This window comes from Pseudomonas sp. HS6-2 (assembly GCF_049325675.2).
Classification (GTDB): domain Bacteria; phylum Pseudomonadota; class Gammaproteobacteria; order Pseudomonadales; family Pseudomonadaceae; genus Aquipseudomonas; species Aquipseudomonas putida_N.
This window is the reverse complement of sequence record NZ_CM143906.1, coordinates 5,966,424-5,986,629: the sequence shown is the minus strand read 5'-3', so window position 1 is coordinate 5,986,629 and position 20,206 is coordinate 5,966,424. Positions and strand designations below refer to the sequence as shown.

Sequence of the window (20,206 nt, the reverse complement as noted above, 5' to 3'; positions counted from 1 at the left end):
GTTGTGTTGCGCCCGGTGGTAGTTATTACTGCTCAGGCGTCGATGCGTCTTGGCAGGAAGGGTGGCAGATAGAGCGCCAGATACGCCTCGAACACCCGCATGCCTTCTTCTGCCATACGCGGCGTGATCTGCTCGAACAACTGCATCGAACGCGCATAGACGCGGTCGCTCAGCTCCATGGCCAAGGCAAATACATCGACATCGCTCGGCATCACCGGCAACTGGAAGTGACGACTGAACAAGCTGTGCATCAGGTCGCCCAGCTCCATGTCGTGCAGCCTGTCGGCCTGGACCACTTCACTCAGGCCATGCTGGGCAAGGATCAGCTGTCGAGCCGCGGCATCCTCGCGGTAGATGTCGAGCATGCGCTGCTCGATCAGCCGCGACAGTTGGTGCCAGGTGGTGAGGGTACTGCTGTCGATCGGTGCACTCAAAGCCTCGCGAAATGCCCTGTGCACATCAGCGGTCAACGCTTCCAGCAAGGCCGGGACGCTGGCAAAGAAGTGGTAGACCGACGACGGTGGAATCTGCGCCCGCTCGGCCACGTTGTAGATCGACAGGGCTGCCACCCCTTGTTCAGCCAGCAGCTCGCGCGCGGCCGCCAGGATCGCTTCGATCCTGGCCTGGCTGCTGGCGCGGGGCTTGCGCGGGGTAGCGGTGCGGCTCATCAGTTGCTGATCGCCAGAATGCTGGCCTGGTAGGCGCCAACGAACAGGTCGAAGTCACCGACCTCTTCTTGTTCCAGCTCGGACTGCTTGGCGAGCGACTCGCGCGCCAGGGTCTCGAAGGCCTGTTGCTGCTCGGCTGACAGTGGCTGCTCGCGGAAAGTCTCGGCGTGCAGGCGGCTCTGGCGCAGGGAGAACTGGACGAAAGTTTCGTCATGCTCGGTCATGCGCGCCAGCACTTGGGCCGACGGGGTCAGCGAGGCGTCCTCGACCTTGGCCTGCTGGGTGGCTAGGGCCTTGGCGTGCTCGTTGCCACCCTGGGCGCGGTCGAGCAACTCCGCCAGCTTGCCGATGCGGCTGATCAGCTTGGTGGCCCATTCGCGCAGGGCGATGGGCTGGCCGTTGCGCTGCAGTTCCAGGCCCGGGCGACGGCCTTCCTTGACCACGGTAAGGAAGTTGCTGGTGCACTGGCCGCACTCGCCGTTGTCCAGCTGCGGGCTTTCTTCGAGGGCACAGAACAGCAGGAAGGCGTCGAGGAAGCGCGCTTCGGTCAGGTCGATGCCCACCGGCAGGAACGGGTTGATGTCCAGGCAGCGCACTTCGACGTACTGCACGCCGCGCGAAGTCAGCGCCTGGATCGGCCGCTCGCCGGTGTAGGTGACGCGTTTAGGGCGGATGTTCGAGTAGTACTCGTTCTCGATCTGCAGGATGTTGGTGTTCAGCTGCACCCATTCGCCATCCACATGCGTACCGACCTCGACGTAAGGTGGGTAGGGCGTGCCCACGGCCTTGCGCAGGCTGTCGGTGTAGCTGGCGAGGTTGTTGTAGCAGGGCGTTAGGCCGGCCTGGGCGTTGCTCTGGTAGCCCAGGTCGCTCATGCGCAGGCTGGTGGCGTAGGGCAGGTACAGGGTTTCGGCATCGAGCTCTTCGAGCTGGTGCGGGCGGCCACGCAGGAAGCCTTTGTCCAGTGCCGGCGAGGCGCCGAACAGGTACATCAGCAGCCAGCTGTAGCGGCGGAAGTTGCGGATCAGCGCAATGTACGCCGAGGACTGGTAGTCGCGGTCGCTTTCCTCGCTGCCTTCGCTATCGCGCAGCAACGGCCACAGCGCTTCGGGCAGCGAGAAGTTGTAATGAATGCCGGCGATGCACTGCATGGTGCGGCCGTAACGCAGGGCCAGGCCCTTGCGGTAGACGTGCTTGAGCTTGCCGATGTTCGAGGTGCCGTACTCGGCGATCGGGATGTCCTCCTCGGCCGGCAGCGTGCAAGGCATCGACGGGCTCCACAGGTATTCGTCGCCAAGCTTGCTGTAGACGAAGCGGTGGGTCTGCTCGAGGCTTTCGAGCACCTTGGCCGGGTCGGCCAGGGCTGGAGTGATGAACTCCAGTAGCGACTCGGAATAATCGGTGGTGATCTGCTCGTTGGTCAGCGCCGATCCCAGTGCCTCGGGGTGCGGGGTCTGGGCCAGGCGACCTTCGTCGGTCACGCGCAGGCATTCGCGCTCAATACCGTGCAGGCACAGCTTGAGCAGGGGAAGATTGGCGCCGAGCAGGCTCAGGCGGCGGTTGAGGAGGTCGCTCAAGATGTATTCCTTCACGCGTCAGTCGCCCCAATATGGGGGTAGAGATGACGGTCTACAAGGGTAGGAAAAAAGGAACTGGCGTTGTCGCCTGGTTTACGCGGTTCCGGCAGTGCCAGCGCACTGCCGAAAAATACCGCAGATACCCCTTGGTGAGCTAGAGAACCGCGAAGGTTCCTTGCGCTTTCGCCACCAGTTTGTCGCCTTGAACTACGTCGGCGTCGACCACCAGGGTACGGCGCCCGGCGTGCAGCACTCGGGCGGTGCACAGCACTTCACCATCGCTGACGGCGCGCATGTAGTTGATCTTGCATTCGATGGTCACGCTCTGCTGGTCGAAACCGTGGCTGGCCGAGCAGGCCAGGCCCATGGCGATGTCCACCAGGCTGAAGATTGCCCCGCCGTGCAGCTTCTGGCCGCGGTTGCGCAGGTGCGGCTCGAGCGCCAGGGCTACCTCGGCAACGCCTGTATCCAGGCGTTGCACGCGGCAGCCAAGGAGCTGGCTGTAGGCGCTTTGGAGCACTTCCTTGGGGATGTCCATTACTTCTTCTTCAGCTGCTTGGCGTTGGCGAACAGGGCGGCCATGGCATTGTTGGCCGGGGCTGCAGTGACGGTTTCACGCTGGCGCGGCGCCTGCTGCTGGCGGTTGCCGCCATTGCCACGGTTGCCGCCACGGTTGCCTTCAACTTTCTCGCCCGGGGTGTCGCTCATGCGCATGGACAGGCCGACCCGCTTGCGCGGGATGTCCACTTCCATGACTTTGACCTTGACCACGTCGCCGGCCTTGACCGCTTCACGCGGGTCCTTGACGAACTTCTCCGACAGCGCCGAGATGTGCACCAGGCCGTCCTGGTGCACGCCGATGTCGACAAAGGCACCGAAGTTGGTGACGTTGGTCACCACGCCTTCGAGGATCATGCCCGGCTCCAGGTCCTTGAGGTCCTCGACGCCGTCCTGGAAGGTGGCGGTCTTGAACTCCGGGCGTGGGTCACGGCCGGGTTTGTCCAGTTCCTGGAGGATGTCGGTGACGGTCGGCAGGCCGAAGGTCTCGTCGGTGAACTTTTTCGGGTCCAGGCGCTTGAGGAAACCGCTGTCGCCGATCAGCGAGCGGATGTCGCGGTCGGTGTCGGCGGCGATGCGCTGCACCAGCGGGTAGGCCTCAGGGTGCACGGCGGAGGCGTCGAGCGGGTTGTCGCCGTTCATCACACGGAGGAAGCCGGCGGCCTGTTCGAAGGTTTTCTCACCGAGGCGGCTGACCTTTTTCAGTGCTGCACGGGTAGTGAACGGGCCGTTGGCGTCGCGGTGGGCGACGATGTTCTGCGCCAGGGTCGCGTTCAGGCCCGAAATACGGGTCAGCAGCGCCACCGAAGCAGTATTCACGTCGACGCCGACGGCGTTCACGCAGTCCTCGACCACGGCGTCCAGGCCACGGGCCAGCTTGATTTGCGAAACGTCGTGCTGGTACTGGCCGACCCCGATGGATTTCGGGTCGATCTTCACCAGTTCGGCCAGCGGGTCCTGCAGGCGGCGGGCAATCGACACGGCACCACGGATCGATACGTCCAGATCCGGGAATTCGCGGGCGGCCAGTTCAGACGCCGAGTACACCGACGCTCCTGCCTCGGAGACCATGATCTTGGTGATCTTCAGTGCCGGGTACTTCTTCACCAGCTCGGCCACCAGCTTGTCGCTCTCGCGGCTGGCGGTGCCGTTGCCGATGGCGATCAGCTCCACCGAATGCTTGGCGCACAGGGCGGCCATGATGGAAATGGTGCGGTCCCAGTCGTTCTTCGGCGCGTGCGGGTAGACCGTGGTGTGGTCCAGCAGTTTCCCGGTGGCATCGACCACGGCGATCTTGCAGCCGGTGCGCAGGCCCGGGTCGAAGCCCAGGGTGGCGCGCGGGCCGGCCGGGGCGGCCAGCAGCAGGTCGTGCAGGTTGTGGGCGAAGACGTTGATCGCCTCGCCTTCGGCGTTGTCGCGCAGCTCGCCGAACAAGTCGGTTTCCAGGTGGGTGTAGAGCTTGACCTTCCAGGTCCAGCGCACCACCTCGCCCAACCATTTGTCGGCTGGGCGGCTGCGGTTTTCGATGCCGACGTGGTTGCCGATCATCAGTTCGCAAGGGTGCAGGGTGCCGGGCAGCTCTTCGCCGACCTTGAGCGAGGCGCTCAGCACGCCCTCGTTGCGCCCGCGGAAGATCGCCAGGGCACGGTGCGACGGGGTGGTGCGCAGCAGTTCGTCATGCGCGAAGTAGTCGCGGAACTTGGCGCCTTCTTCTTCCTTGCCGGCCACCACGCGGGCGCTGAGCACCGCTTCCTGCTTGAGGAAGTTGCGCAGCTTTTCGAGCAGGGCGGCGTCCTCGGCGAAGCGCTCCATGAGGATGTACTTGGCGCCTTCCAGCGCGGCCTTGACGTCGGACACGCCTTTTTCCGCGTCGATGAAGCGTGCGGCTTCGCTTTCCGGGGCCAGGTTCGGGTCGTTGAAGAGGCCGTCGGCCAGTTCGCCGAGGCCTGCTTCCAGGGCGATCTGGCCCTTGGTGCGGCGCTTCTGTTTGTACGGCAGGTAGAGGTCTTCGAGGCGGGTCTTGGTGTCGGCCAGCTTGATCTCGCGGGCCAGTTCCGGGGTCAGCTTGCCCTGTTCCTCGATGCTGGACAGGATGCTGGCGCGGCGCTCGTCGAGTTCGCGTAGGTAGCGCAGGCGCTCTTCCAGGTGGCGCAGCTGAGTGTCGTCGAGGCTACCGGTCACTTCCTTGCGGTAACGGGCGATGAAAGGCACGGTCGAGCCTTCGTCCAACAGGCCCACGGCCGCCTCGACCTGCTGGGGGCGTACGCCCAGTTCCTCGGCGATACGGCTGTTGATGCTGTCCATGTAAACCACCTGACATTTGTGAATACGGGGGTCGCCGGTGGGCATTAGGCCCGGTGGCGCTGGATGAAAGCCGCGCATTATACCCATCGCAAACGGCTTGCGGTGATGGCGCCCGGCCAGCCGGAACTGGCGTCCGGGGAAAAATCTGCTAACAATGCTCACGCAACGTGCAGCAATGGCTACGCCATAATGCGCGGCGATATCAGAGGAGTTATTCATGACCGGCACCGCAAACACCGCTGAAGGTGACAAGATTCTCATCGTCGACGACGATCCGGGGCTGAGCAGCCTGCTGGAACGTTTCTTCACCAGCAAGGGCTACCGCGCCCGCGCGGTGCCCAACACCGAACAGATGGACCGCCTGCTGGCGCGCGAAGTGTTCAACCTGGTGGTGCTCGACCTGATGCTGCCAGGCGAAGATGGCCTGTCTGCCTGCAAGCGCCTGCGCCAGTCGAACAACCAGATTCCGATCATCATGCTCACCGCCAAGGGTGACGAGCTCAGCCGCATCAAGGGCCTGGAGCTGGGCGCTGACGACTACCTGGGCAAGCCGTTCAACCCTGACGAGCTGATGGCGCGGGTAAAGGCCGTGCTGCGCCGCCAGGCACCGAGCGTGCCGGGTGCCCCGGGCAGCGAGGACGAGTCGGTCACGTTCGGCGACTACGAGCTGTCGTTGGCCACCCGTGAACTCAAGCGTGGCGACGAAGTGCACATGCTCACCACCGGTGAGTTTGCCGTGCTCAAGGCGCTGGTGATGCACGCCCGCGAGCCGCTGACCCGCGACAAGCTCATGAACCTGGCCCGTGGCCGCGAGTGGGACGCCCTGGAGCGCTCCATCGACGTGCAGATCTCGCGCCTGCGCCGCATGATCGAACCGGACCCGTCCAAGCCACGCTACATCCAGACGGTCTGGGGCGTAGGCTACGTGTTCGTACCAGACGGAAACGCTGGCAAATGATGCTTCGCCGTCGATGAAAACGCCGCTCTGGTTCCCGCAAAGCTTCTTTGCCCGCACCCTGTGGCTGGTACTGATCGTTGTCCTGTTCTCCAAGGCACTGACGCTGGTCTACCTGCTGATGAACGAGGACGTGCTGGTCGATCGGCAGTACAGCCACGGTGTGGCACTGACCCTGCGCGCCTATTGGGCGGCGGATGAAGAAAACCGTGACAAGATCGCCGAAGCCGCCGGGCTGATCCGGGTCACCGGTTCCGGCGTGCCCGAGGGTGAGCAGCACTGGCCTTACAGCGAGATCTACCAGCGGCAGATGCAGGCCGAGCTGGGTGAAGACACCGAGGTGCGCCTGCGCATACATGCGCCACCAGCGCTGTGGGTGAACGCACCGAGCCTGGGCCCGGGCTGGCTCAAGGTGCCGTTGTACCCGCATCCGCTGCGTGGGCAGAAGATCTGGAACGTGCTGGGCTGGTTCCTGGCCATCGGCCTGTTGTCCACCGCCTCGGCGTGGATCTTCGTGCGCCAGCTGAACCAGCCGTTGAAACGCCTGGTATTCGCCGCCCGGCAGGTAGGCCAGGGGCGCAGCGTGCGCTTGCCGATCAGCGACACGCCAAGCGAAATGACCGAGGTTTACCGGGCCTTCAACCAGATGGCTGAAGATGTCGAACAGGCCGGTCGTGAGCGAGAGCTGATGCTGGCGGGGGTTTCCCATGACCTGCGTACGCCGCTCACGCGCCTGCGGCTGTCGCTGTCGCTGCTGAACAGCGACAACGAGCTGAGTGATGACATGGTCCGCGACATCGAGGACATGGACGCGATTCTCGACCAGTTCCTCGCGTTCATTCGCGATGGGCGGGACGAGCCGGTCGAGGAGGTCGACCTGGCCGACCTGGTGCGCGAGGTGGTGGCGCCCTATAACCAACCGGAAGAACGTGTGCGCCTGTGCCTGGAGCCGATTCCGCCGTTCCCGCTGCGCAGGGTTTCGCTCAAGCGCATGCTCGGCAACCTGATCGGCAATGCACTGCATCACGCTGGCAAGGGCGTCGAGGTGGCGGCCTATGTGTCTGGAGACGAGAGCGCGCCGTATGTGGTGCTCAGCGTGTTGGACCGGGGTACCGGCATCGACGAATCGGAGCTGGAAACCATCTTCAATCCGTTCATTCGCGGGGACCGTGCACGCGGGGGCAAGGGAACCGGGTTGGGCTTGGCTATCGTCAAGCGGATCGCGGCGCAGCATGGCGGGAATGTCGAGTTGCGCAACCGCTCCGGCGGTGGGATCGAGGCACGGGTGCGACTGCCTCTAGGCTTGCTGTTGCCGCGTAATGCGGTGTGAGGTGCACCGGCCTCTTCGCGCTAAAGTCGCTCCCACAGGGGCCGGTGCAGGCTTGAATCAGCCTTTGCCTTTGGTGCGGGTCTGATTCGGCCCGCCATTCTTCTCCAGGTGCTCGATGATCATCGCAGCCACGTTCTTGCCGGTGGTCGTTTCGATCCCTTCCAGCCCAGGCGACGAGTTCACTTCCATCACCAGCGGCCCGTGGTTGGAGCGCAGGATATCCACACCCGCGACGCTCAGCCCCATCACCTTGGCGGCACGAATGGCCGTCATGCGCTCTTCGGGGGTGATCTTGATCAGGCTGGCTACCCCACCGCGGTGCAGGTTGGAGCGGAACTCTCCTGGTTTGGCCTGGCGTTTCATCGACGCGATTACCTTGTCGCCTACCACGAAGCAGCGGATATCCGCACCGCCGGCCTCCTTGATGTATTCCTGGACCATGATGTTCTGCTTCAGCCCCATGAACGCCTCGATCACCGACTCGGCGGCCTTGGTGGTTTCGCACAGCACCACACCGATGCCTTGGGTGCCTTCCAGCACCTTGATCACCAGTGGCGCGCCATTGACCATCTGGATCAGGTCGGGGATGTCATCCGGCGAGTGGGCGAAACCGGTAATCGGCAGGCCAATGCCACGACGCGACAGCAATTGCAGCGAGCGCAGCTTGTCACGCGAACGGGCAATGGCCACCGATTCGTTCAGCGGGTACACACCCATCATCTCGAACTGACGCAGCACCGCGCAGCCGTAGAAGGTCACTGAGGCGCCGATGCGCGGGATTACCGCATCGAAGCCTTCCAGCGGCTTGCCGCGGTAGTGGATCTGCGGCTTGTGGCTGGCGATGTTCATGTAGGCCCGCAGGGTGTCGATCACCACCATTTCATGGCCCCGCTGGGTACCGGCTTCGACCAGACGGCGGGTGGAATACAGACGCGGATTGCGCGACAGCACAGCGATCTTCATGCAGCACCTGTGACAGGGGAGAGGGTGGCCGGATAGGCCGGTTTGTCTTGTACGTATTTCAGGCCGGGGTTGACCACCAGTTGGCCGTGTATGAGCGCTTTGGAGCCCAGCAGCAGGCGATAGCGCATGTTCTTGCGGCAGGCCAGGGTGAACTCGACTTCCCAGACCGCATCGCCCAGGGCCAGAGTGGTGCGAATCACATAACGGGTCTGCGCCTGGCCGTTGGAGCTCTTGATGGTCTTCATGGTCACCAGCGGCGCTTCACAGCGGCGGTGGCGCAGTTGCACGACCGAGCCAAGGTGGGCGGTGAAGCGCACCCATGGTTTGCCGTCACGCTCGAACGGCTCGACTTCGGTGGCATGCAGGCTGGAGGTGCTGGCGCCGGTGTCGATCTTGGCGCGCAAGCCCGCCACGCCGAGGTCGGGCAGGGCCACCCACTCGCGCAGGCCGATGACTGTCAGATGGTCAAATTTCTTCACAAAGCACACCCTGCGGATAAGGTGGTGAACTGTAAGCACGGCGGGGACTTTTTGCATCCGTCAGTTACGGTAGTACAGTTCGATGAAAGACAGAATTCGAGGTAACGAGATGGCACAAAAAGCCGAGGAAGACGACAAGGTCCGCCTGGACAAATGGCTGTGGGCGGCGCGGTTCTACAAGACCCGCGCGCTGGCCAAGGCGGCGATCGAGAGCGGCAAGGTGCATTGCCGGGGTGAGCGCTGCAAACCGGGCAAGGAGCCGCGGGTGGGCGATGAGTTCGTGCTGCGTACCGGGTTCGACGAGCGCACGGTCGTGGTCAAGGGGCTGTCGCTGGTGCGGCGTGGGGCGCCGGAAGCGCAGACGCTGTATGAAGAGACTGAAGAGAGTGTGCGCCGCCGCGAGCAGGCTGCCGAGATGCGCAAGGCAGGGGCGATGGGGGTGACTACCGATGGCCGGCCGAACAAGAAGCAGCGGCGGCAGATTCACCAGCTGCATGGGAGCTTTGAATAGCTGGGGCCGCCGTGCGGCCCTTTCGCACCTCAAGGGAGCGCGTGCACCTGTAGGAGCGGACCTTGTGTCGCGAAAGGGCTACAAAGCAGCTCCAGGGCCCTAGCGGATCACCGCCAATCGCCCGACCAACGGCACTTTCTTAACGATAGCGAACAACGGCGCCGTCCAGCGCAGCAGCAAGGCACTGCCCTTGGCCGCCAACGGCGTATGACAACTCCAGCCCAACGCCAGTACCGCCATCAGCAGGCCGCCAATGTAATCGTCCTGCCCCCAGTGCGCCCCGGCCACCAGCCGCGGCATCATGAACAGGAACGCCAGGCCCCAGACCACAAGGTGCTGCACCAGGCGGCGGCTGAACAGACTCATGAACAGTGCCCAGATCAGCAGCACCGAGGCGTGATCACCTGGGAAACTGTTGCTGGAACGGTCCTTCAGCTCCCAGGCTTTTTCCAGGTTCGGGTAGTAGCTGCTGAGGTGCACCACGTTGTCGAACACCATCGATGGGCTTTCATGTTGCCAACCCATTGCATCCACCCACTTGGAAAACAGCGCGCGAATCACCACTAATAGGAGCAGCGTGACCAGAAAGCCAAAGAAGGCTTCGCGAACCTGGCTGGCCTTGAACACCCAGTTGCCACGAATCAGCACGGCCAGAAGGGTCAGGCCGACGACGATGTCGAAGGGGCGCAGGCTGCCGATGGTCCAGATGTAGCGCCAGGTCGTGTTGTCGGCCAGTGGCGTGTTGAGGCTATGGAATAGCCACTCGTCGAAAGTCAGGCACAGTATCTGGCCAATAGGCCATAACCAGAAACACAGTAGAGCGATGGGAAGCAGCGTACAGGCTGCCAATGGTCCCCAGGACCACCTTGCTTGGAACAGTGGTCGATTGTCCATAAAATACCTCTATTGCAAACAGTAATCAGAGCGCTTCGTGAGCGCTCAACCACGGGATATCGCAGTGATTCGACATCTCGTGTAACTATTTTGTCATCATTTTCAGATAGCCAAAACCTATGAGCGATTTGCCTGATACCGATTTCACCCAACGTTTCATCTTCGACGAGCGCGATGTGCGCGGCGAGTGGGTGTCTCTCGATGACAGCTACGCCGCGGTGCTGGCGCGTCATGAGTACCCGCAGCCGGTGCAGGCATTGCTTGGCGAACTGATGGCCGCTACCGCCTTGCTGGTGGGCGCGCTGAAGTTCGACGGCCTGCTGATTCTGCAGGCGCGTTCCGAAGGGCCGATCCCGCTGCTGATGGTCGAATGCTCGGGCGAGCGCGACATCCGCGGCATGGCCCGCTATGAAGCGGAGCAGATCCCGGCCGATGCCACCCTGGAGCAGTTGATGCCCGGCGGCCACCTGACCTTGACCATCGATCCGGTCAAGGGCCAGCGCTACCAGGGCACCGTCGATCTGGACGGCGCCAACTTGTCGGAGTGCTTCACCAACTACTTCGTGCAGTCGCAGCAGCTCAACACCCGCTTCTGGCTCAACGCCGAAGGTGGCAAGGCCCGTGGCCTGCTGCTGCAGCAGCTGCCGCGCGATCGCCAGCCGGACGATGAAGAACGCGAAGACAGCTGGCAGCACGTGATTGCCCTGGCCAAGACGCTCAAGCCCGAAGAGTGGTCGGAAGACAACGAAACCCTGCTGCACCGTCTTTATCACGAAGACGCGGTACGCCTGTTCGACATCCAGCCGCTGCGCTTCAAGTGCAGCTGTTCGCGCGAACGTTCCGGCAATGCGCTGGTCAGTTTGGGCGAGCACGATGCCAAGGCGCTGGTCGAGGAGTGCGGCGGCACGGTGGAGATTGATTGCCAGTTCTGTAACCAACGCTATTTCTTCGATGCCAGCGATGTTGCGCAACTGTTTGCCGGTGGCGGCACGGATGCGGCGTCAGAAACTCGCCACTGAAACGTTTAATTACAGGGGAATCTCCTGTCGAATTGCGCAAAAGCGCAGTTCTGACAGGAGGGGCCTACTTTTTTTGGGCGTTTCTGGCATAATCCGGCCACTTTTTTCGCTGTAGTAGTTTTTTCGAGACAACTACAAAACGTTTGGAGCACTCGGCCTCGGGCCGGATGGGGTATCTCATGACGCAAGCCAACAACACCGTGTACACCGACCTGAGCGTCGATAAGCTGGTTGAAGAAGCGCTGCAACGCGGTGAAGGCGTGCTGGCCGATACTGGCGCACTGGTAGTCGAAACTGGCCACCGTACTGGCCGCTCGCCGGCTGACCGTTTCATCGTCGAAGAACCTTCCACCCAGGCTGCCATCGCCTGGGGCCCGATCAACCGCAAGTTCCCGGCCGACAAGTTCGATGCCCTGTGGGACCGCGTCGAGGCGTTCAACAACGCCCAGGATCACTTCGTTTCCTACGTTCACGTAGGGGCTGCTGCCGAGCACTACCTGCCGGTGAAGATGACCACCCAGACTGCCTGGCAGAACCTGTTCGGCCGTTGCCTGTTCATCAACCCGGAGCCAGGCCAGTTCAACCCGGCCGGCCGTGACCAGTGGCAGATCCTCAACGTTGCCAACTTCGTTTGCGAGCCTGAGCGTGACGGTACCAACTCCGACGGCTGCGTGATCATCAACTTCGCCCAGAAGAAAGTGCTGATCGCTGGCATGCGCTACGCCGGCGAAATGAAGAAAGCCATGTTCTCGGTGCAGAACTTCCTGCTGCCGGCTGCCGACGTGCTGCCGATGCACTGTGCTGCCAACATCGGCGAAGAAGGCGACGTCACGCTGTTCTTCGGCCTGTCCGGCACTGGCAAGACCACCCTGTCGGCCGACGAGAGCCGTTACCTGATCGGTGACGACGAGCACGGTTGGGGCGAAGGCGTTGTCTTCAACATGGAAGGTGGCTGCTACGCCAAGTGCATCGACCTGTCCGAGAAGAACGAGCCGGTCATCTGGAAAGCCATCAAGCATGGCGCCGTGCTGGAAAACGTCGTGCTCGACGCCAACAAGCACGCCGACTACGCCGATGTCAGCCTGACCCAGAACAGCCGCGCTGCCTACCCGCTGGAGCACGTCGCCAAGCGCGCCGACGCCAACCTGGGTGGCGAGCCGAACGCCGTCATCTTCCTGACCTGCGATCTGACCGGTGTTCTGCCTCCGGTGTCGATCCTGAACAACGAGCAGGCGGCCTACCACTTCCTGTCCGGTTACACCGCGCTGGTCGGTTCCACCGAAATGGGTTCGGGCGGCGGCATCAAGTCGACCTTCTCCACCTGCTTCGGCGCGCCGTTCTTCCCGCGCCCAGCTGGCGAATACGCCGAGCTGCTGATCAAGCGCATCAACGCCTTCGGCTCCAAGGTCTACCTGGTCAATACCGGCTGGACCGGCGGTGGCTACGGCGTTGGCAAGCGCTTCAGCATCCCGACCACCCGTGGCGTGATCGCCGCCATCCAGAGCGGTGCTCTGGTCGGCGCCGAAACCGAGCACCTGGAAATCATCAACCTGGACGTGCCGAAGGCCGTTCCGGGCGTTGAAACCGAGCTGCTCAACCCGCGCGCCACCTGGGCTGACAAGGCTGCCTACGACGAGGCCGCCCAAGGCCTGGCCAAGCTGTTCATCGAAAACTTCAAGAAGTTCGAAGTTTCCGACGCCATCAAGGCTGCTGGCCCACAGCTGTAAGCTGACCCCAGCCGCAACGAGAAAGCCGCCCCTTGGGGCGGCTTTTTTGTATCTGGTTCAGGGCCACTGCTGTCGTGCATGGAGGATGCGGATGATTTCTATACGATCATCCATCACCCGGTAAATCATCACGTAGTTTGACCTTACGACAATTTCTCGCGTTCCTGGGGATCTGCCAGCCTTGTAGAGCGTTGGTGTCAGGCTGTTGCGCCTTGCTTTGTCTCTGAATGTCTAGTCCAACAAAATGGCAGCGGTAGGGTTGTCCTCGGAAATGTGCTCCATGATGCATCTACGGTCTTTCAGAGCCATTTCTCGCCAAACCAGGCGCATCAGCGAATCTTGGTTTTGAGGTTGGCGCGCAAGGCAGCGAACTGCCGCTCTGCATCATCGTCCTCGACCACTGGGGATGGATCTTTGAGGCTCGCCTCGACCTGTTCGGCAAACCAGCCTTCATAGGCTGCTGCCTCATGAGCTCGTTTGAGTGCCAGAGCACGGTCAGGACGCTGGTAGGTGCTCAGTTGGTTCGGGTCGAAGGTAGACGCATCGACCTGAAAATGGTCAATACCGAGGTCGAGCAGGTAGGTCACCAAGGTTTCGAATTTCTTGAACAGCCTGACATTGCCACTGCGTTGAGCAATGAGCACATGTTCTTGCTGGTTGACGTCAACCTGTACTGCCCAACCCCCGGGCTGCCCTACAATGTGCGTTGCTTTGATTCGGCCTGATTCTGCCATTCGGCTAAGGTTTGCATGGTCCAGCTGATGAGTGGGCACTGGTGTGATTCTCGATTTCATTGGGATGCACCATGCTATGCAATCTATAGTTGATTGCGACTATAGGCCTTCCTGATGTTGTGGAAAGCTTCTCTCCGATGTAACTAATTGTGGATAACTCATGACCGAATCCCCCAATCGCACGGCCTTCTCCCACTTCCACCCAATCCTCACCCGCCCCCAGGATAACGACGCCAACGGCCACATTGCCGGAGCTACTGTGCATGGCTTCTTCGAAACCGCCATCCAGGCCTTTCTCGCCGAACAGGCCGACCTGGATCTGCGCGATGGCGAGCTGGCAGCTTTCGTGGTCAGTTCGGCGGCGGACTTCTTCGCCTTGCCGGGCTTCCCGGATGTGCTGGAGGTGGGGCTGGGGGTGACACGGCTGGCAGGCAGTACCGTGGAGTACCGCCTGGCGCTATACCGCCCGGGGGAAACCGATGCGTGCGCGGCAGGGACGGTGGTGCAGGTGTTCGTCGAGCGCACCAGCGGCAGGCCGGTGCCGCTGCCCGAGACTTTGCAGGTGATCCTGGCCGGCCTGCAACTCGACCCGCAGGCATGAAAAAGCCCTGCCGGTGAGGGCAGGGCTCTTTTTACCCACAGGCCAGGCCTCAGGTATCAGTCACGCCAGTGACGGTGCTTGCGGTGGCCATAGTGGCGGCCACGGTCGTAGTGGCGACGGTCGTCGTAGTCACGACGGTAGCGACGGTCGTCATGGCGCTCGTCTTCATCGGCCTTGTTGCCCATGTAGTTACCCAGCGCACCGCCGGCACCGCCGCCTGCGGCCGCACCGATATAGCTACCGGTTGTACCGCCTACCGAGCGACCTACCACGTTACCGCCTGCAGCGCCCAGGGCACCGCCGATGGCGGCTTCGCCACGCTGGCGCTTGTCGGCACCCAGGGCACCGCCGGCCGCACCGCCCAGACCTGCACCAATGGCACCGCCGGTGCTACCGCCGATGGAGTTGCCCACTACGGAGCCGAGTACCCCACCCAATGCGCCGCCAATGCCAGCCTCGGTATTGCCGCCTGCCATGGCAACGCCGCTGAGCAAGCTGAAAGACAACAACAGAATCGAGGAGTACTGAATCGCCCCTGGTTTCGTAGACACCTCCAAGCCTCATAATGAGGCCCAAATAGGAGGTGCCATGAGTCGTCAGCGTTACCCCGAAGAATTCAAGATCGAAGCGGTCAAGCAAGTGACCGAGAAAGGCAAACCTGTCGCCGATGTCGCCCAGCGCCTGGGCATGTCCGTGCACAGTCTTTACGCCTGGATCAAGGTCTACAGCAAGCCCCAAGAGCAGCGTCAGCAAGACGACGATCAGCAGGCCGAACTGCGCAAGCTACGCGCTGAACTCAAGCGCGTGACGGAAGAGCGAGACATCTTAAAAAAGGCCGCCGCGTACTTTGCCAAGGAGTGCGGCTGAAGTACGCCTTCATCAAGAAGCACTCGACTGATTACCCGGTGCGGCGCCTTTGCCAAACCCTCAAGGTGCACCCCAGCGGCTATTACGCCTGGCTGGCCGAGCCTCAATCTGCCCGAGCAAAAGAAGATCAACGTCTGCTTGGCTTGATCAAACACGCTTGGCTGGAAAGCGGAGGTGTATACGGCTACCGCAAAATTCACGATGACCTGCGTGAGCTGGGAGAGGAATGCGGCCGAAATCGAGTCAGGCGCTTGATGCAGGCGGAGGGACTGCGTTCTCAAACGGGCTATCGGCGGCGTCCAGGGTTCTATGGTGGAAAACCAACAGTGGCCTCGCCCAACCACCTCGCGCGGCAGTTCAAGGTAAGTGAGCCGAACAAGGTCTGGGTGACAGATATCACTTACATCCGCACCTATGAAGGGTGGCTCTACCTCGCGGTAGTGCTGGATCTGTTCTCACGCCAAGTAATTGGTTGGTCAATGAAGCCAAGGATGTGCAGCGACCTGGCTATCGACGCGATGTTGATGGCTGTTTGGCGACGCAAGCCTCAGCAGCAAGTTATGATTCACTCAGATCAAGGCAGTCAGTTCAGTAGCTCGGATTGGAAAAGCTTTTTGAAGGCCAACAATGTAATCAGCAGCATGAGCCGGCGGGGAAACTGCCACGACAATGCCGTAGCCGAGAGCTTTTTCCAGCTTTTGAAGCGAGAGCGAATCCGACGAAAGATCTACACAACCCGTGAAGAAGCCCGAAGTGATATTTTCGATTACATCGAGATGTTCTATAACCCTAAACGCCGACACAGCAGTGCTATGCAGCTGTCTCCAGTAGAGTATGAGAAACGCTATTTCCTGAGCTTGGAGAGTGTCTAGAAAACCAGGGGCGATTCATACTTCTTCATCAAAAGAGCCTCATAGGGATGACGTGGGCGAATTTGAGGCTACGGAGGGCGGCTGGCAACGAAAATCCGACGAGTAACACGAGTTGTACACAATTATCTAAGTTGCTGTATTTGCTGTGAAACTTTATCGCTTTTCGCGTGTCTGAGCTATTTGTGACAAAGCCCTGGACCTCGCGGTTCAGGGCTTTTTTCGTTCTTGCCGCGGCGTTTCTGCTTACAGGATTCGACCGTCGTCCCGGGCGCGTTCCAGCTTGATGGCAACGAACTTGGATGTCGGCGTATGGCTGCCGTCGCCGATGCTTTCCAGCGGGATCAGCGGGTTCACTTCCGGATAATACGCCGCCGCCTGCCCGGCAGGGATGTCGAAGGCCAGCAATGTGAAGCCATGCACACGGCGCACGTGCTCATCACCCCACAACGAGACGATGTCGACCTTCTGCCCAGGCTGAAAGCCCAGGCGGATGATGTCGGCCTCGTTGGCAAACAGCACCTCGCGCTGGCCGCGCACACCTCGGTAGCGGTCGTCCAGGCCGTAGATGGTGGTGTTGTACTGATCGTGCGAGCGCATCGACTGCATGATCAGGTCCGGCAACTGGCCGCTGGCGCGCACGCGCTCGTCGATCAGGGTGTCGGGCAGCAGGTTGGCCTTGAAGTTGGCGCGGCCCGTGGTGGTCTTCCACTGACGGCTGCCGGCGCTGTTTCCCAGGTAGAAGCCGCCCGGGTGGGCCAGGCGCTGGTTGAAGTCGGCAAAGCCGGGAATGGTGTCGCCGATCAGGTCGCGGATGCGTGCGTAGTCAGCCACCAGCCAGTGCCAGTCCACCGGCTGCTTGCCCAAGGTGGCGGCCGCGATACCGGCGACCACGGCAGGCTCCGAGCGCATCTGGGGCGACAGTGGCTTGAGCTGGCCATTGGAGGCATGGACCATGCTGAACGAGTCTTCCACGGTGACCGCCTGCGGCCCATCGGCCTGCAGGTCGATGTCGGTGCGGCCCAGGCACGGCAGTATCAGTGCCTGCTTGCCGTGGATCAGGTGGCTGCGGTTGAGCTTGGTGCTGATGTGCACGGTCAGTTCGCAGTTGCGCAGGGCCTGTGCGGTGCGTTCGGTGTCCGGGGTGGCCTGGGCGAAGTTGCCGCCAAGGCCGATGAACACTTTCGAACGGCCATCGAGCATGGCGTGGATCGCCTCGACGGTGTTGTGGCCGTTGTGCCGTGGCACCGAGAAGTTGAAGCGCTTTTCGATGGCGTCGAGCAGGGCCACCGGCGGGCGTTCGTTGATGCCCATGGTACGGTCGCCCTGCACGTTGCTGTGGCCACGTACCGGGCACAGGCCAGCGCCCGGCACGCCAATGTTGCCGCGCAGCATCTGCAGGTTGACGATTTCCTGGATGGTCGGCACCGAATGGCGGTGCTGGGTGATGCCCATCGCCCAGCACATGATCACCCGCTTGCCGCGGCAATACATGCGTGCGGCCAGCTCGATGTCGGCTAACGTCAGGCCGGATTGTTCCTGGATGTGCGCCCAGGAGGTGGCGTCTACCGCGGCCAGGTATTCCTCCACGCCATGGCCGTGCTCGGCGATGAATACGTGGTCGAAGACTGCCGGCTCGCCCTTGGCCTGTGCTTCGCGCTCCCATTGCAGGACGAACTTGGCCATGCCGCGCAACAACGCCATGTCGCCGCCCAGTGCTGGGCGGAAGAACGCGGTGTTGGTCGGGCGATCGCTGTTGGTCAGCATCTCCAGCGGGTTCTGCGGGTGCTGGAAGCGTTCCAGGCCACGCTCCTTGAGCGGGTTCACGCAGACCACCTGGGCGCCACGTTTGACCGCGTCGCGCAGGGGGTCGAGCATGCGTGGGTGGTTGGTGCCCGGGTTCTGGCCCCAGACGAAGATCGCATCGGCGTGCTCGAAGTCGTCATAGGTGACGGTGCCCTTGCCGACCCCGACGCTCTGCCCCAGCGCCACGCCACTGGCCTCGTGGCACATGTTCGAGCAGTCGGGGAAGTTGTTGGTGCCATAGGCGCGCACGAACAGCTGATATAGGTAGGCCGCTTCGTTGCTGGCACGGCCGGAGGTGTAGAACTCGGCCTGGTCAGGGCTGGTCAGCTTGTTCAGCTCGCGGGCGATCAGGGCGAAGGCGGCATCCCAGGTGATCGGCTGGTAGCGATCGCTCTGTGGGTCGTAGACCATCGGTTCGGTCAGGCGGCCCTGATACTCGAGCCAGTAGTCACTCTGCTGCAGCAGCGCACTGACGCTGTAGCGCGCGAAGAACGCCGCATCGACGCGGCGTTTGGTGGCCTCCCAGTTGACCGCCTTGGCTCCGTTCTCGCAGAACTTGACCATGCCGCCCTCGGGCGAATCGCCCCAGGCGCAGCCGGGGCAGTCGAAGCCGCCATTCTGATTGGTCTTGAGCAGGGCGCGGATGTTCTTCAGCGCGTTGTCACTGCCGACCCAGGCCTTGGCCACGCTACGCAGCGCGCCCCAACCACCGGCGGGGCCGTGGTAGGGCTGGTAGCGAGGGGTGGAGGCTGGGGCGTTGTCCGGGAGATGCTGGTACGAGGTCACGACTGTTACGACTCCGCCGCTGGGCTGTAGACCCGCGGTGCACTGTGTTTGGGCAGATGAATAAGGTTGAGGTTGTGCTTGCGCGCCCATTGCAGGGCCAGGCCGGTAGGCGCCGAGAGGCTGACGAGGGTCTGGATGCCGGCGCGCAGCACCTTCTGGATCAGCTCCAGGCTGCAGCGGCTGGTGACGATGGCAAGGCCGCCCTGGGTGCTGACGCCTTGGCGCAGCAGGGCGCCGATCAGCTTGTCGAGGGCGTTGTGCCGGCCGATGTCTTCGCGGCCCATCAGCAATTCGCCCTGGGCGTTCATGAACAGCGCAGCGTGCACGGCACCGCAGTGCTGGCCCAGCGGGGTGAACGTATCGATGCGATCGCGCAGGCCCGCCAGCCAGTGCGCTGGCGGTAACGGCGCGCCAGGCAAGGCGGTCAGTTCCGGCAGCGCCTGTTCCAGGGCTTCCACCCCGCACAGGCCGCAACCACTGGTGCCGGCCAGCTGGCGACGTTGGTTCTTCAGGTTCCAGAAGGCGCGGCTGGAAATCTCCAGGTCGGCATACATCGCCGAGCCACTGCCGGAGAGTTTCAGATCATAGATTTCCGAAGTGCCTTCGACGATGCCGCTGCCAACGCTGAAACCGACCGCGAAGTCTTCCAGGTCGGTGGGGCTGACCAGCATCACTGCCTGGTTCAGGCCGTTGTAGGCAATGGCCAGCGCGACTTCTTCGGCCAGCGGCGTGCAGGCGTGTTCGCCGTCGCAGAGCTGGACGTAGTCGTAGGTGTTGCTGGCGGCAGGCAGTGCCAAGGGCATGGAGGCCGCACAGACCGGAGGTTTGCTTTGCATCGGGCGAGAGAACCGGCGGCTATTTGATAGCACCAGCCTAGGCCGACGGGCCGGGCGCGTCTAATCGCTAGGGTCTATGCCTTGATAGATCGCGTCGATTGGTCGCAGAGGGGGCGGGCAGGGCAATCCTGGCCTAGACTCCTGGCTCCGAGGTTTACGTCAACAAGGAGCGCGTCATGAGCCTGTTCAGTTTCGTGAAGGAAGCCGGCGAGAAGTTGATCGACCTGCTGACTCCCGGCAATGCCAATGCCGAAGAGCAGCTGAAGAAACACGTGGAAAGTGTCGGCCTGGGCAACCCGAACATTTCGGCCACTGTAGAGGGTGACAAGGTCATTCTCAAGGGCGAGGTGGCCAGCCAGGAAGAGAAAGAGAAGATCATTCTCGCCGCCGGCAACATCGAAGGGGTGGCCAGCGTCGACGACCAGATCACCGTGACCGGTCCGGTCGTGGCGGCGGCAAGGTTCGTCACCGTGAAAAAGGGTGACACGCTGTCAGCGATCTCTGTGGTCGTGTATGGCAATGCCGGCCAGTACAACAAGATTTTCGAGGCCAACAAGCCGATGCTCAAGCACCCGGACAAGATCTACCCGGGGCAGGTGCTGCGCATTCCTGACTGATCTCTACCGCCTGGTCCGGCCTCTTCGCGGGGCAAGCCCGCTCCTACAGGTAATCACCATTTCAGCGCTTGTGGATAACCTGTAGGAGCGGGCTTGCCCCGCGAA

At 62.2% G+C, this 20,206-nt stretch carries 20 protein-coding genes; 8 read left to right on the top strand and 12 right to left on the bottom strand.

Annotated elements, in window-relative coordinates; genetic code table 11:
• Window positions 1-32: 32 nt before the first annotated feature.
• From ACOKS3_RS28065 to ACOKS3_RS28050, 4 genes are all read right to left on the bottom strand, one after another.
• On the bottom strand, window positions 33-668 hold the full coding sequence (locus ACOKS3_RS28065; RefSeq protein ID WP_103448587.1) for a TetR/AcrR family transcriptional regulator: 636 nt from the start codon (window positions 666-668) through the stop codon (window positions 33-35).
• The gene (gshA, locus tag ACOKS3_RS28060) at window positions 668-2,245 is read right to left on the bottom strand and encodes a glutamate--cysteine ligase (RefSeq protein WP_181004527.1); all 1,578 of its coding nucleotides are present in this window, start codon (window positions 2,243-2,245) and stop codon (window positions 668-670) included. Before gshA ends, ACOKS3_RS28065 begins: the two co-directional genes overlap by 1 nt.
• Before the next feature lie 154 nt (window positions 2,246-2,399).
• A complete protein-coding gene (locus ACOKS3_RS28055; RefSeq protein ID WP_422764463.1) occupies window positions 2,400-2,783 on the bottom strand; it encodes a PaaI family thioesterase in 384 nt (127 codons plus the stop codon).
• Window positions 2,783-5,107 carry a Tex family protein gene (locus tag ACOKS3_RS28050; protein WP_103448590.1) on the bottom strand — a complete coding sequence of 775 codons (2,325 nt, stop codon included), beginning with the start codon at window positions 5,105-5,107 and terminating at the stop codon, window positions 2,783-2,785. The genes ACOKS3_RS28055 and ACOKS3_RS28050 overlap by 1 nt, the downstream gene beginning before the upstream one ends.
• Before the next feature lie 217 nt (window positions 5,108-5,324).
• On the opposite strand from ACOKS3_RS28050, the gene ompR reads away from it, so the two are divergent.
• Both ompR and ACOKS3_RS28040 read left to right on the top strand, forming a co-directional pair.
• Window positions 5,325-6,065 carry an osmolarity response regulator transcription factor OmpR gene (ompR, locus tag ACOKS3_RS28045; protein ID WP_085273867.1) on the top strand — a complete coding sequence of 247 codons (741 nt, stop codon included), beginning with the start codon at window positions 5,325-5,327 and terminating at the stop codon, window positions 6,063-6,065.
• Window positions 6,066-6,078: 13 nt separating this feature from the next.
• Window positions 6,079-7,392 (top strand): ATP-binding protein, encoded by a 1,314-nt coding sequence (locus ACOKS3_RS28040; RefSeq protein WP_103448591.1) that lies wholly within the window; start codon window positions 6,079-6,081, stop codon window positions 7,390-7,392.
• Window positions 7,393-7,449: 57 nt separating this feature from the next.
• Here the strand turns inward: ACOKS3_RS28040 and rimK are convergent, their stop codons facing one another.
• Complete coding sequence (gene rimK / locus ACOKS3_RS28035; RefSeq protein WP_103448592.1) at window positions 7,450-8,355, bottom strand: 30S ribosomal protein S6--L-glutamate ligase; 906 nt, start codon at window positions 8,353-8,355, stop codon at window positions 7,450-7,452.
• Window positions 8,352-8,834: a retropepsin-like aspartic endopeptidase RimB gene (gene rimB / locus ACOKS3_RS28030; RefSeq protein ID WP_422764462.1), complete on the bottom strand. Its 483-nt coding sequence runs from the start codon at window positions 8,832-8,834 to the stop codon at window positions 8,352-8,354. Before rimB ends, rimK begins: the two co-directional genes overlap by 4 nt.
• A 109-nt stretch (window positions 8,835-8,943) precedes the next feature.
• Here rimB and ACOKS3_RS28025 point away from each other — a divergent pair, with 109 nt between their 5' ends.
• Window positions 8,944-9,345 (top strand): RNA-binding S4 domain-containing protein, encoded by a 402-nt coding sequence (locus ACOKS3_RS28025; protein WP_103448594.1) that lies wholly within the window; start codon window positions 8,944-8,946, stop codon window positions 9,343-9,345.
• A 99-nt stretch (window positions 9,346-9,444) separates the two neighbouring features.
• Here the strand turns inward: ACOKS3_RS28025 and ACOKS3_RS28020 are convergent, their stop codons facing one another.
• Window positions 9,445-10,239 (bottom strand): phosphatase PAP2 family protein, encoded by a 795-nt coding sequence (locus ACOKS3_RS28020; protein ID WP_103448595.1) that lies wholly within the window; start codon window positions 10,237-10,239, stop codon window positions 9,445-9,447.
• 119 nt (window positions 10,240-10,358) lie between these two features.
• On the opposite strand from ACOKS3_RS28020, the gene hslO reads away from it, so the two are divergent.
• On the top strand, window positions 10,359-11,258 hold the full coding sequence (gene hslO / locus ACOKS3_RS28015; RefSeq protein WP_103448596.1) for an Hsp33 family molecular chaperone HslO: 900 nt from the start codon (window positions 10,359-10,361) through the stop codon (window positions 11,256-11,258).
• Between the two features lie 179 nt (window positions 11,259-11,437).
• The gene (locus tag ACOKS3_RS28010; protein ID WP_103448597.1) at window positions 11,438-12,985 is read left to right on the top strand and encodes a phosphoenolpyruvate carboxykinase; all 1,548 of its coding nucleotides are present in this window, start codon (window positions 11,438-11,440) and stop codon (window positions 12,983-12,985) included.
• A gap of 57 nt (window positions 12,986-13,042) precedes the next feature.
• Here the strand turns inward: ACOKS3_RS28010 and ACOKS3_RS28005 are convergent, their stop codons facing one another.
• Both ACOKS3_RS28005 and ACOKS3_RS28000 read right to left on the bottom strand, forming a co-directional pair.
• The gene (locus ACOKS3_RS28005; protein ID WP_422764482.1) at window positions 13,043-13,138 is read right to left on the bottom strand and encodes a type II toxin-antitoxin system RelE/ParE family toxin; all 96 of its coding nucleotides are present in this window, start codon (window positions 13,136-13,138) and stop codon (window positions 13,043-13,045) included.
• Between the two features lie 176 nt (window positions 13,139-13,314).
• Complete coding sequence (locus tag ACOKS3_RS28000; RefSeq protein ID WP_422764461.1) at window positions 13,315-13,779, bottom strand: hypothetical protein; 465 nt, start codon at window positions 13,777-13,779, stop codon at window positions 13,315-13,317.
• Between the two features lie 100 nt (window positions 13,780-13,879).
• Between ACOKS3_RS28000 and ACOKS3_RS27995 the strand changes: the two genes are divergently transcribed.
• The gene (locus ACOKS3_RS27995; RefSeq protein ID WP_103448599.1) at window positions 13,880-14,320 is read left to right on the top strand and encodes an acyl-CoA thioesterase; all 441 of its coding nucleotides are present in this window, start codon (window positions 13,880-13,882) and stop codon (window positions 14,318-14,320) included.
• Between the two features lie 56 nt (window positions 14,321-14,376).
• Here the strand turns inward: ACOKS3_RS27995 and ACOKS3_RS27990 are convergent, their stop codons facing one another.
• On the bottom strand, window positions 14,377-14,796 hold the full coding sequence (locus tag ACOKS3_RS27990) for a glycine zipper domain-containing protein (RefSeq protein ID WP_463581494.1): 420 nt from the start codon (window positions 14,794-14,796) through the stop codon (window positions 14,377-14,379).
• Window positions 14,797-14,908: 112 nt separating this feature from the next.
• Between ACOKS3_RS27990 and ACOKS3_RS27985 the strand changes: the two genes are divergently transcribed.
• Window positions 14,909-16,059, top strand: a protein-coding gene (locus ACOKS3_RS27985; RefSeq protein ID WP_087535084.1) for an IS3 family transposase whose coding sequence is annotated in 2 segments (ribosomal slippage) — window positions 14,909-15,143 and window positions 15,143-16,059 — 1,152 coding nt in all. Because the reading frame shifts where the segments join, the coding sequence is not laid out codon by codon here.
• Window positions 16,060-16,302: 243 nt separating this feature from the next.
• Here the strand turns inward: ACOKS3_RS27985 and ACOKS3_RS27980 are convergent.
• Window positions 16,303-18,648, bottom strand: a complete 2,346-nt coding sequence (locus ACOKS3_RS27980) for an FdhF/YdeP family oxidoreductase (RefSeq protein WP_103448600.1) — start codon at window positions 18,646-18,648, stop codon at window positions 16,303-16,305.
• A gap of 5 nt (window positions 18,649-18,653) precedes the next feature.
• Window positions 18,654-19,484: a formate dehydrogenase accessory sulfurtransferase FdhD gene (gene fdhD, locus ACOKS3_RS27975; RefSeq protein WP_422764440.1), complete on the bottom strand. Its 831-nt coding sequence runs from the start codon at window positions 19,482-19,484 to the stop codon at window positions 18,654-18,656.
• Window positions 19,485-19,660: 176 nt separating this feature from the next.
• Here fdhD and lysM point away from each other — a divergent pair, with 176 nt between their 5' ends.
• Complete coding sequence (gene lysM, locus ACOKS3_RS27970) at window positions 19,661-20,101, top strand: peptidoglycan-binding protein LysM (RefSeq protein WP_060507543.1); 441 nt, start codon at window positions 19,661-19,663, stop codon at window positions 20,099-20,101.
• Window positions 20,102-20,206: the final 105 nt, after the last annotated feature.